Origin of the sequence: Arthrobacter sp. NtRootA1 (genome assembly GCF_019976975.1) — a bacterium.
Taxonomy (GTDB): Bacteria; Actinomycetota; Actinomycetes; order Actinomycetales; family Micrococcaceae; genus Arthrobacter; species Arthrobacter aromaticivorans.
Map to the genome: position 1 here is coordinate 4911092 of NZ_AP024630.1, position 11447 is coordinate 4922538.

Below are 11447 nucleotides of genomic sequence, written 5' to 3' on the forward strand. Positions count from 1 at the left end.
CCCCATTTCGATGGTCCGCTACGCAGTCGACGTATTAAATCGTCGTGTGCGCAGCGGGCCGTCGTTTTGGCGTTTAAGGGTTCGGCAGCCGAGCCAGCCTCGAAGCCAGGTGCAACGCGGCGAGCCTTCCCGTTCCCCGCGGATCTCCCCCGCACAGCTCGAAGATCCGCTGCAACCGGTGGTGCATGGACTGCCGTTCCAGGTGTAGTTCGCGTGCGGCCTGGGCCGTGTTGCAGCCGGTGTCCAACCACACGGTCAGCGTCCGTAACAGCTCGGATCGCCGCAGTTGGTCATGCTCGACGACGGCACCCAACTGCCGCTGCACGAACCCTTCGCGGGTTGCTGGGTCCAGATGTTCCTCGGCGAGGCGCTCCACGGCGAAGGCTTCAGCATCCACTACGCCACCTCCCACCAGATCCAGGTCCAACGTCCGGCGCGCCTCGGCCAACGACCAAGGGGCCTCATCGATCCCCTTGCCGACCGGGCCTAGCGCTATCGCAGATCCGGCCGGCGTTTCCAATGCCCTGAGCGCGTCCATCAGGGCCACCCGGGTAGCAGCGCCATCGCCAACGGAAGCGAGTGCGATCAGCTCCGCGTTATCTGCATAGCTTGCGCTGTGCGGCACGTTCGCACGCAGCACTGCATCCAAGGCCGAGCGGAGATGCCCTGCACCTGTGGAGCGGATCACCAGCGCAGCAACCTGGCCGTTGGCGGGAAAACCCGACGCCGGCCCGAGCTGCTGGAGCTGCCACGATTGGCTGCCGGAATTGATGGCCCGCATCAGTTCAATGCCCGCCAACTCCTTCAATCCTGGCGGCATCCGCTGCAACAGGGCCAGGCCAAGGATGTCCACCGACCGCTCGCCCGCCACGCGCGCGAGGCCACTGTCGCCGTCGTCGGGCACTCGCAGCTCCAAGCGGGCGGCGAGGACGCCACGCACGGGCACATCAACAGTGATGAGTCCGCCGTCCTCCTCCGGCGGCGCTGTGCCTGGGGCCGAAGCCGCTGGGGAACCCACTGCCGAACCCAGGGTAAGGCCCGACGGCGATACCAACCGCGCGCTGGCACCTGTCCTTTCTGCCAAGACAGCCAGAAGTTGGTCAAGTCCGCCGCCATGGGCGAGTTCGGCTGCCATCGCGTGGCTGGCTTGGTCGCCGCGTTGAAGCTGTTCGACGGACTCGCTGACGAGGAGGGAGTTGATCTCCTGCATGACGGCCACGAACGGAACAACGTGACGCAATTCAATAACGGGCAGGCCTGCCGCTTCGGCGGCTTCCAGCATGGGACCCGGAACTTCGGGCAGTGTCGGTCCGGTTTCCAGGGCCAGTGCGGCTATGCCGCGGGCCGCCAGCTCCCGGACGTATTCGGCTTGCCGCCCGGGCCTCTCAAGGGCCAGCGCCTGGCCTCCGCTGAGGAGCAGTTCGCCGCCGCTGAGGAGGGGAGCGATGTCTAGAACCTCGCTGGAGTGCACCCAACGGACGGGGCGGTTCAGGGCGTCAGCCACCGAATTAAGCAGGCGCGGTTCGGCGGCTTTGAGGCTTTCACGTTCCAAAGCCTGACCGAGAAGGATGGACATGACACTCCGTACTGTCGAATACAGTTTCTGTAGACACATCGTATCTTGTTGCTGTGATCTGTGGCACATACGCTGAAAGAGTCCCTTTCACACACGGAGGCTCTCCCTCATGCAAGACAACCTCTCCCCTGCCTCACAGCAGTCAGGCTCAGCGCAGTCAGACCCGGCAACGGCGCCGGCCCATGACAGCGAAGCCTGGCTGCAGCCCATCCCCGAGTCAGACCGCACGCGCAAGGTCTCAGGCCAGTTCTGGATCTGGGCCGGCGCCAACCTTGCTCCTATCAACTGGGTGCTGGGCGCACTCGGAATCCACCTCGGCCTCGGCTTCGCCGACACCGTCTTTGTCCTGGTCCTGGGCAACCTGATCGGCATGTTGCTGTTTGGCTGTTTCGTCCTCCTTGGCCAAAGGACCGGCGCCACAGGCATGGTCCTCGCCCGGGCCGCGTTCGGTCGCCGTGGTAACTACCTCCCCGCCGCCATCCAGGCCCTCCTGGTCATCGGATGGTGCGCGGTCAATACGTGGATCATCCTGGACCTGGTCATGGCGCTCTTCGGAACGCTGGGCTGGGTGGACCCCACCGCAAAGAACTACGCCTGGAAGATCGGCGTGGCCACTCTCATCATGACCGCCCAGGTTGCCATCGCCTGGTTCGGCTACAAGGCGATCGCCGCTTTCGAAAAGTGGACTGTCCCGCCCACCATCATCATCCTGGCCGTTATGTCCGCAGTGGCCTGGTTCGGCATGAAGATCGACTGGGGCTATGCAGGTCCGGCCGGCAACATTCTTGAAGGATCCGAACGGATCGCGGCGATGAGTGCAGTCATGACGGCCATCGGCATCGGCTGGGGCATCACCTGGTTCACGTACGCCGCGGACTACTCACGCTTCGTCAGCACCTCGGTTCCCAAGCGCAAGGTCTACCTGGCTTCGGTCCTTGGCCAGTTCATTCCCGTGGTCTGGCTCGGTGTCCTCGGTGCGAGCCTTGCCACGAACAGCGGCGAGATCGACCCCGGCAAGCTGATCGTGCAGAACTTCGGCGTCCTTGCCCTCCCCGTCCTCCTCATGGTGTTGCATGGCCCCATCGCCACCAACATCCTGAACATCTACACCTTCTCAGTGGCTACGCAGGCCTTGGACATCAAGATCAATCGTCGCAAGCTCAACCTGTTCGTCGGCGTCTTCTCGCTGCTCGCCGTCGTGTTTTTCATCTTCCAGGAGGACTTCGCCTCGGTACTGGACGCCTGGTTGATCGGCCTGGTGGCATGGGTAGCTGCTTGGGGCGGCGTCATGTTGGTGCACTACTTCTGGCTGGAGAAGCGCTGGCCCGGAAAGGTTGAACGGCTCTTCGACGGCGTCGGCACCAACCGCCTCCCAGTGATCAACTGGGCCGGCATCGTCTCCCTGCTGGCTGGCATCTTCTCCACCTGGCTGTTCATGTACGGCCTGATCCCAGTAATGCAAGGCCCCATCGCCGTGGCACTTGGCGGCTGGGATCTCTCGTGGCTGGCCGGCGGACTGACCAGCGCGGCAGCCTACGCAATCCTCGGTCCCCGGGCGCACCGAAAGTTTATCCTTGCCGATTCGAACCACGTGTCCGTTACCCAACCCGCAACCGCCCCGGCCGTTGAAAGGACCACAGCATGAGCCAGCCCGCCTTCGCGGACTCCCTCCACCCGATCACCTGGCCTGAAGGTTTCAAAGCCGCAGCGTCCTTCACCTTCGACGTGGACGCCGAGTCCTGCACCATCGCCCACGATCCGTCCAGCACCCGGCGCATGTCCCTCATGAGCCACCAGTCGTATGGCCCCAAGATTGCCGTCCCGCGGCTCCTCCAAATCCTGGATCGCCAGGACGTCAAGGGAACGTTCTTCATCCCTGGATTCACTGCGGAGAGCTACCCCGAAGTGGTGCGCAGGATCGCTGACGGTGGGCACGAAATAGCCCACCATGGCTACCTTCACGAGCCAATGCAGGGCATCGACGCGGCCACCGAAGCCAGCTACCTGGACCGTGGATTGGAAGCCCTGGCTAACGTCGCCGGTGTTCGGCCCGTGGGCTACCGGGCTCCGTGGTGGGAGTTGAACTGGCAGTCGCCCGCACTGCTCGCGGACCGCGGCTTCCTTTACGACTCAAGCCTGCTCGACGGCGATGCCCCCTACCGCATGTCAGTGGCCGAGGACGATCCGCGGGACATCGTGGAAATTCCCGTTGACTGGGCCCTGGATGATTGGGAGCAGTACGCGTTCTACCCCGGCATCACGGGCAGCGGGGTCATCGAAAGTCCGGCCAAGGCTTTGGAAATGTGGACTCTTGAGGCCCAGGCGCACCACGCCCAGGGCAGCTGCTTCGTCCTGACCAACCACCCGTTCATCTCCGGCCGGCCATCCAGGGCTGTCGCATTGGAGCAGCTGATCGAACGGGTGAAAGACCTCGACGGTATGTGGGTCACCACTCTTGCCGAGATCGCGCAGCACACGAAGGATACGGTTCAGGAAATCCACACCCACGCGCGGATCGACGTCCCCTTGTTCCCGGGAGCCGGCGCTTCATTCCGCCCGGCCCAGGTGCGGGTACCCACCCTCCGCTAGCGCTTCGCTGAGATGGCAAAAGATGACAATCCCACGGCCCGGGATTGTCATCTTTTGCCATCTCGGCGCCGGAGTTTAACCATTCACCGCGTTGATCCAGACTCCGATAATCCAGGTGCTCGCAGCCGCACATGCGAGCCCGAACTCCACAAGAATGCCTATGCCCGTGGCCTTGAGCGCGGCGCCGCTTGAGCGGACAGCTGTACGGAAGTCACGGGTCCGCTGGACCTCGCTCAGCAGGAGCCCGACGGCGAACCCCACCACCAGCCCAACCACCGGAATCACGAACATTCCCACCACGCCAAGAACTATTCCAACCACAACAGACCTGTTGGGAATCCCATGCTGTTTGAGTTTTCGCCCCGTGAGTACGGCGCTGGCAGCCATCCCGGCCACCACAAACACCATGCCGATCGCGAAGATCACCCAGCCGAGGGTTCCCGCACCGCCCCAAATGGCCCAAGCGAGCAGGCTCGCACCAATGAGGATGCTGCCCGGGAGGACAGGGATGATGGTCCCGGCGACCCCAACCGCAATGGCTAGGCCGCACAGAATGGTCACAACGAGTTCGGCGTTCATGGCCCCAGTCTAGGTGCGGACCCTCCGCCCCCACTTGCAACGCGGGGTCACCTACGGCCCATCCCACGGGGCAACATGGGCCGTAGGTGACCCCGCGTTGCTCCTTACCGAACAGCGACGGCGACGCTCCCCGGCATGGGAGGCGTCGCCGTCGTCGTTGTTCTTGCGTTAGTAACCGCTACTCAGCCACTGCGGCGGCAACAGCCGCGGTGACAGCCGGTGCCACGCGGGCATCCAGCGGGCTCGGCACGATGTAATCCGCGGAAAGGTCTTCCGCCGCCAGCTCAGCGATGGCGTTGGCGGCAGCGATCTTCATGGCGGGCGTGATGCGGCGGGCCTTGGCGTCGAGTGCGCCGCGGAAGATGCCGGGGAAGGCCAGCACGTTGTTGATCTGGTTCGGGAAGTCGCTCCGGCCGGTGGCGACAACAGCCGCGTACTTCTGGGCAACCTCGGGGAGAACTTCCGGGTCCGGGTTGGACAGCGCGAACACGATCGACTGATCGTTCATGAGCTTCAGGTGTTCTTCGTCCAGCTTGGAGGAGGACACGCCGACAAAAACATCGGCACCCGTCAGACCCTCGCCCGGACCACCGCTGATGCCGCGCGGGTTGGTCCGCTGGGCCATGCGGGCCTTGACGCTGCTGGGATCGGCCGCGAGGTCAGCACGCTCAGCGTTGACCACACCCTTGGAATCGAGCAGGATGACGTCCTTGATGCCAACGGCAAGAAGAATCTCGGCAATGGCGATGCCGGCGGCACCCGCGCCGGAGACAACCACTTTGAGGCCCGCGAGTTCGCGCTTGGTCACCTTGGCAGCGTTGGTCAGGGCTGCGAGAACCACGACGGCGGTGCCGTGCTGGTCATCGTGCATGACGGGGCAGTCGAGAGCCTCAATGAGACGCTCTTCGAGTTCGAAGCAGCGCGGAGCCGAGATGTCCTCAAGGTTCACAGCGCCGAAGCTCGGGCGGAGGCGGACCAAGGTCTCGATGATCTCGTCCACGTTGGTGGTGTTGAGAACCAGCGGGATCGAATCGAGGTCGCCGAAGGACTTGAAGAGGGCAGACTTTCCTTCCATGACCGGAAGGGAAGCGCTGGGGCCGATGTTACCCAGACCCAGGACCGCGGTGCCGTCGCTGACCACAACTACCAGGCGCTCAGCCCAGGTGTGGGTGCGGGCAAGCTCGGGGTTGGCGTGGATTGCGCGGCTGACCTGGGCGACGCCCGGGGTGTACGCGATGGAAAGGTCACGCTTGTTGTTCAGGGGAACGGTGCTGGAAATCGTCAGCTTGCCGCCCTCGTGTGCTGCGAAGATCTCTTCTTCGCTCAGTACCAAGGCGTCGTTGTCAGTAGCGATTGTCTCAATGGACACGTCTTTGTCTCCTCAGGCTAGCCGTGGACCCACGGCATGGTTCGGGCAGGAACAGAACTGCTGGTTCGGACCAAGGGTGGCTGGCCCGGAAGGTGCATCTGCAGGTATGGGCTGCTAGCCGCTTCGGTGTTTCCAGCGTAAGGAAGCGCGGAGGGTACAAGATTCAATACCAAGAGAGACGATTCGAGAGTAAAACGTTTAGGCAGCTCCAAAAGTGACCCAGCTCACGCGGAAAAACGCATTCTCAACGGTCAGTGGTCTAGACCAGAAGACCTACTTCGTCATTCCCCGGTCATGAGGCTGCACGCCTTCTTGAGGTCCTTCTCGGCCTCAAAGAGCGACAAGCGACGACACCGGACGGCCTGGACCAGACCACTGACCAGATGCAACAGAATCCTGGCCTTCGGGGCATCGTTTCCGGGCTCTTTGCTCAAGGAACCCACGACTTCTTCGGACAAGAGGTCGATCTCCCGCAGCAACTGGGCGGTATCGCTGTCTTTGCCGGCAGGCCGGATGAGGCAGTGCTCCACCCCGGGCTGCATAACCCTCAGGTGGAAGATCTCCATCATCAAACCCGCAAGTGCATGGCCCTTGCCTTTCCTCTGGCGCAAGCCATCCCGAAGCTCGCGCAATTGCTGCCGGTACACGGCCAACATCAGGTGCGCTGTGGAGGGGAAGTAGCGATACAGGGTGCCCAGCGGCACGTCCGCTTTAGCGGCAATGTCCGACAAACTCAACGTGTCGAATTGACGTTGAGCAAAGCCCGCCGCGGTCTTCAGGATGCGGGCATAGCGCAGCAGCTGCCGCGGCGTGGTGGGTGCGGCAGCCATACGGGGCAACCCCGTCGTCAGATCAAGGGAGTACGGTTCCAGGGAAAACGGTTCGGGCATTTCCGGCGATCTCTTGGCAGGCTGGCAAGGAAACGGCCGGCTCAGGTCAAAGGACCCGCGGCAGGCCGATCGCACCAATGATACGTGAGCAAAATGACCGTTTCCTGAGAGCGCCCTTCTTCGAACGCATCCATGCCGTTCCCATGAAAGGGCGGTTGCCGCACATACACTGCAGGAAGATTTGGGTGAGCACACGGGAGGAAGACCACCATGGGGAATTTTCGACGCCGGTTGGCAGCAGCGCTGCTGACCGCCGCTGTGGCGGTCGTGGCGCTTAGCCCCCTGCCGGCGTCGGGCGCGTCCAGCAACGGGCCGGACCCCGTTGTCATTGGTGACGCGTTTGTCGGCAAGACGCTAACAACCGAAATCGGCCCATATACCTTCTACGGCTGCGGCGGCGGAAAGGGCCCTGATTTCACCGTCTACTGGACAAGGGATGGCTTCCTCGTCGCGGGCGAAACCGGGCGCAGCTATCTCCTGCAGCAGGATGACACGGGCGCCCGGATGGCCGCGCACCTGACTGCCAGCAAGACCGCTTGCGGAGGCGAAACCCTCCACAGCGACGAGACCGGCCCCGTCGCTGCGCCCAACCGGGCCAACGGATTCACGGGCCGCAGCTTTGAACTCCTGGCGCGCGGAAGTGACGGCTCATTGATGCTGTATGGGCGGACAGGCGCCGCTTGGGATGCCGCCCGCACCGTGGGCTGGGGGTGGAACGTCTTCAACCTTGTCCTTTCCCCCGGCGACTTCAACGGTGATGGCAAGGGCGACGTGATCGCACGGGATTCAGCAGGCACGCTTTATCTCTATGCCGGTGACGGAACCGGTGGTTGGAAGCCGGCCCAGACCATCGGCAAGGGCTGGAACATTTTCGACTCAATCGTCAGCCCCGGTGACTTCAACGGGGACGGCAACAACGACATCCTGGCCAGGGAACCCGGCGGCGCCCTCTACTTGTACCCGGGCAATGGTTCCGGAGGCTGGCTGGCGAGGACCGCCGTCGGGCAGGGCTGGCAGGTCATGGACACCCTGCTGACGCCTGGCGACTTCAACGGCGATGGCAAGGTGGACGTGTTGGCCCGTGACCGCAGCGGCTACCTGTATTTCTACGGCGGCAACGGGGCCGGCGGCTGGACGCGGTCCTGGCTTATCGGTGTTGGTTGGAATGCCCTCAAAGCCGCGGGTGCGGCGGGTGACTTCGACAATGATGGCTTCCCGGACGTTTACGGCGTGGACCAGCAGGGCCGGCTGGTGATCTATTACAGCGATGGCCGGACGGGATGGCGCACATCCCAGGTGGTGGGTAACGGCTGGGGCGGCTTCACAGCAATCTTCTAGCTGAGTCCCAGCCGCGGTACCATTAACGGCATAAGTCTGGGGAGGACAAAATGAACGCTCTATCATGCCGTGCATCAGGCGTGCGCCGAGCGGTAGCCGGGATTGCGGCCGCGCTTATTGCCGCCGTCGCCTTCGCCCCGGCACCTGCCATGGCAACCATGGACCCCACAGATCCCGTGGTTCACGGTGCGCCGTTTGTTGGCTCCACGCTAACCGTGGAGATCGATCCTGACTCTTACCGTGGCTGCGGCGCGGCCGCCGGACCCGATTACCACATCTACTGGACCCGTGACGGCGTGCATGCCGAGGACCACTGGGAATGGTGGAACTACAAGCTCACCGAAGAGGACCGCGGCAAGACCATCGCCGCGTACGTCGCCTCGAACTATCCTTGTGATCCCATGGAAGTTGGCAGCGCCGAGACTGTAGAGATCTCCGCCTCCAACCGGGCCAACGGCTTCACCGGGCGGGGCACCTTCGAACTGCTTGCCCGCCGCGCAGATGGCACCCTCATGATGTATCCCCGCGTTGGCGGCGCCTGGGAATCCGCCAGGACCGTAGGTCCCGGCTGGAATGGTTTCGGGACCGTGGTCTCGCCGGGCGACTTCAATGGGGATGGGACCAACGACATCCTCGCAAAGGACTCAGCCGGAAACCTCTTCCTCTACGCAGGAACCGGGGATGGCGGGTTCTTCGCCGGCCGCCAAGTAGGCGCGGGCTGGAATGGCTTTAATTCGATAGTGTCCCCTGGCGACTTCGATGGGGACGGCAACAACGACATCCTCGCCCGCGACTCCGGTGGCTTGCTCTACCTCTATCCCGGAAACGGCGACGGCGGCTGGCTCAACCGGTCTGTTGTAGGCAGCGGCTGGAACGTGGTCAACAAGATCATCACACCCGGTGACTTCGACGGTGACCACAACGTGGACATCCTGGCCCGCGACACCTCAGGTGCCCTGCGCCTGTACAAGGGCAATGGAGCTGGCGGCTGGGCAGGCATGGCCGTGATCGGGCAAGGCTGGAACGGAATGGCCGCCATTGGCGCCGCCGGCGACATCGACGGTAACGGCAATGTAGACGTCTATGCAGTGGACGGATCCGGCCAGCTGCTGGCCTACTACGGCGACGGCGACGGCGGCTGGAACGGCGCCCAAACCATCGGCTGGGGCTGGGGCGGTTTTAACGCCTTGTTCTAGGGATAGGGGGATACCATGACGACTTTTTCTTCCGTGCGCCCAGCGGCTTTTGTGCATTCAGTACGGACGGGTTTTCACATCCTTCTAGCCATCCTCCTGTGCTCCGCGCTGGCCATCGCAGTCCCACCGCCCCGCGCTACAGCTGCAGGAACAACCGCCCCGCTTCCCACCGTGGTGGTCCGGACGTCATCGGCAACGGTGGGTCCCGGGAGTGTTATCTCCTTGTCCTTCACACTGAGCGGTCCTGCGAAGGAAGTAGGTTTCACCTACGTCAATGAGGACACCTTGGAGCAGGCCACCCTCTACGGACCTACCAGCCAGCTGTCCGGGCCCTACAGCGCCCAAGCCAAAGTGCCGGTGGACGGAAGCGCCTTCCAGCGAACCGGGCGCTACAAACTCCTCAGCGTCAACATCATGCTCCCCTTGGGCCAGGGGGTTGTCCGCTACGGCCGCGACGGCAACATCCTCTTCCTCTCCCAAGGGCTGGAAGCACCGACGCAGCGGCCGGGCCCCTTGGACGGCGTCGACTTCGCCGTCAATAATCCCAACTTCCCGCTGGTGGACAATCCAAATATCAAGCCACCAAGCATCACAGGCGTGGCACGCTACGACCAAGTGCTGACCACGGACAACGGATCTTGGACCCAGCCGCCGACTGGCTTCGCCTACCAGTGGCTGCGCAACGGCCAGCCGATCCCTGGAGCCACGCAAAACACTTACCGCATCGCAGAAGCAGACCTAGACCAGACGCTGTCAGTACGGGTCACGGCCACGCGGTCAGGCTACCGGGCTGTGTCGGCATCGTCGCTCCCGCTGACGCCAACGTCACCCATCACAGCTACCGCTCCTACACTCCAAGGCAAGTTGATCGTGGGCGAGAAGCTCACCGGCGTCTTTAACGAGGGCAGTGTTTCCAGCGGGACACTCGCAGGACCCGTAAGCGTCAGATACGAATGGGTGCGCAACGGTACGGTGATCAGCGGTGCCACGACGAAGACTTACACTCTTCAGGCAGCGGACCGCGGCGCCGTCGTTGGTTTCCGGGCAGTAGTCCAAGTGGGCAATCCTGTGACGGCCACGCGTCCGTTTACGGTCTTCGGCCGCACCGTGGTTCGGAACAAACCGCACACAACAGGTTTCGACGCCGGGGCCTCCATGGACCTGTTCGCGCGGAATGCTGCGGCGAACCTGCTCCTGTACCCCACTGATGGCGCAGGCCACTGGCAAGCTGCCCGGACCATCGGCTTTGGTTGGGACGTGTTCGATATCGTCTTCAACGCCGGCGACTTTGACGGAGACGGTTTCAATGACGTCATCGCAAGGGACCACGATGGCTCCTTGTTCCTGTACCCCGGCAATGGGACTGGCGGCTGGCTTCCGCGCAAGCAGATCGGCTGGCGCTGGGACGTCTTCGATTCGATCATCGCCGCAGGCGACTTCTCGGGCGATGGCACCAACGATGTCCTCGCCCGCACGCCTTTAGGCGCCTTAGTGCTCTACCCCGGCAACGGGACGGGCGGCTTTAAATCCCCCGGCGCCGTAGGCCAGGGGTGGAACGCACTCAGCCAGGTCTTCTCGCCCGGCGACTTCGACGGCGACGGCAACCCCGATGTCCTGGGCCGTGACAGCGGTGGAAACCTGCGGCTCTACGGCGGCAACGGCAACGGCGGATGGACAACTGCCCGAGCCATTGGCACTGGTTGGAACGTCATGTCCCGCATTGGTGGGGCCGGCGACTTCAACGGAGACGGCTTCAACGACGTCTGGGCCATCGACGCCGCCGGCCAACTGAACATGTACTACGGCAGCGGCATCGGAGGCTGGAAAGGCGCCGGAGTTGTTGGCTGGGGCTGGGGTGGGTTCACGGCGGTTTTCTAAGCCGATTTTGGTTGCGTTTTCGGCTTGACTTG

Annotated in this window: 9 protein-coding genes; 5 read left to right on the forward strand and 4 right to left on the reverse strand. The window is 63.4% G+C overall.

The window, feature by feature from the left end; all coding sequences use genetic code 11:
* Positions 1 to 73: 73 nt before the first annotated feature.
* Positions 74 to 1576, reverse strand: coding sequence for a PucR family transcriptional regulator (locus LDN90_RS22405; RefSeq protein WP_223947183.1), 1503 nt, complete (start codon positions 1574 to 1576; stop codon positions 74 to 76).
* 109 nt (positions 1577 to 1685) lie between these two features.
* Here LDN90_RS22405 and LDN90_RS22410 point away from each other — a divergent pair, with 109 nt between their 5' ends.
* On the forward strand, positions 1686 to 3221 hold the full coding sequence (locus tag LDN90_RS22410; RefSeq protein ID WP_223947184.1) for a cytosine permease: 1536 nt from the start codon (positions 1686 to 1688) through the stop codon (positions 3219 to 3221).
* Positions 3218 to 4165, forward strand: a complete 948-nt coding sequence (locus LDN90_RS22415) for a polysaccharide deacetylase (protein WP_223947185.1) — start codon at positions 3218 to 3220, stop codon at positions 4163 to 4165. The genes LDN90_RS22410 and LDN90_RS22415 overlap by 4 nt, the downstream gene beginning before the upstream one ends.
* A 75-nt stretch (positions 4166 to 4240) precedes the next feature.
* On the opposite strand, the gene LDN90_RS22420 is transcribed toward LDN90_RS22415, so the two are convergent.
* The 3 genes from LDN90_RS22420 to LDN90_RS22430 form a co-directional block, all read right to left on the reverse strand.
* Positions 4241 to 4744: a DUF456 domain-containing protein gene (locus LDN90_RS22420; RefSeq protein ID WP_223947186.1), complete on the reverse strand. Its 504-nt coding sequence runs from the start codon at positions 4742 to 4744 to the stop codon at positions 4241 to 4243.
* Positions 4745 to 4922: 178 nt separating this feature from the next.
* On the reverse strand, positions 4923 to 6113 hold the full coding sequence (locus tag LDN90_RS22425) for an NADP-dependent malic enzyme (RefSeq protein WP_223947187.1): 1191 nt from the start codon (positions 6111 to 6113) through the stop codon (positions 4923 to 4925).
* 281 nt (positions 6114 to 6394) lie between these two features.
* Positions 6395 to 7003 (reverse strand): TetR/AcrR family transcriptional regulator, encoded by a 609-nt coding sequence (locus tag LDN90_RS22430; RefSeq protein ID WP_223947188.1) that lies wholly within the window; start codon positions 7001 to 7003, stop codon positions 6395 to 6397.
* Positions 7004 to 7213: 210 nt separating this feature from the next.
* Between LDN90_RS22430 and LDN90_RS22435 the strand changes: the two genes are divergently transcribed.
* Genes LDN90_RS22435 through LDN90_RS22445 form a run of 3 tightly spaced genes read left to right on the forward strand, consistent with a single transcriptional unit; the run spans position 7214 to position 11415 of the window.
* Entirely contained in the window at positions 7214 to 8341 is a 1128-nt protein-coding gene (locus tag LDN90_RS22435; RefSeq protein ID WP_223947189.1) for a VCBS repeat-containing protein, read from the forward strand.
* A 50-nt stretch (positions 8342 to 8391) separates the two neighbouring features.
* The gene (locus tag LDN90_RS22440) at positions 8392 to 9537 is read left to right on the forward strand and encodes a VCBS repeat-containing protein (protein WP_223947190.1); all 1146 of its coding nucleotides are present in this window, start codon (positions 8392 to 8394) and stop codon (positions 9535 to 9537) included.
* Between the two features lie 15 nt (positions 9538 to 9552).
* Positions 9553 to 11415: an FG-GAP-like repeat-containing protein gene (locus tag LDN90_RS22445; RefSeq protein ID WP_223947191.1), complete on the forward strand. Its 1863-nt coding sequence runs from the start codon at positions 9553 to 9555 to the stop codon at positions 11413 to 11415.
* Positions 11416 to 11447 lie beyond the last annotated feature (32 nt).

Bases quoted from the DNA above. Each gene is read 5' to 3' on its own strand.
- LDN90_RS22415 (WP_223947185.1), top strand. From the start codon at position 3,218: ATGAGCCAGCCCGCCTTCGCGGACTCCCTCCACCCGATCACCTGGCCT.
- LDN90_RS22440 (WP_223947190.1), top strand. From the start codon at position 8,392: ATGAACGCTCTATCATGCCGTGCATCAGGCGTGCGCCGAGCGGTAGCC.
- LDN90_RS22430 (WP_223947188.1), bottom strand. From the start codon at position 7,003: ATGCCCGAACCGTTTTCCCTGGAACCGTACTCCCTTGATCTGACGACG.
- LDN90_RS22435 (WP_223947189.1), top strand. From the start codon at position 7,214: ATGGGGAATTTTCGACGCCGGTTGGCAGCAGCGCTGCTGACCGCCGCT.
- LDN90_RS22420 (WP_223947186.1), bottom strand. From the start codon at position 4,744: ATGAACGCCGAACTCGTTGTGACCATTCTGTGCGGCCTAGCCATTGCG.
- LDN90_RS22405 (WP_223947183.1), bottom strand. From the start codon at position 1,576: ATGTCCATCCTTCTCGGTCAGGCTTTGGAACGTGAAAGCCTCAAAGCC.
- LDN90_RS22445 (WP_223947191.1), top strand. From the start codon at position 9,553: ATGACGACTTTTTCTTCCGTGCGCCCAGCGGCTTTTGTGCATTCAGTA.
- LDN90_RS22410 (WP_223947184.1), top strand. From the start codon at position 1,686: ATGCAAGACAACCTCTCCCCTGCCTCACAGCAGTCAGGCTCAGCGCAG.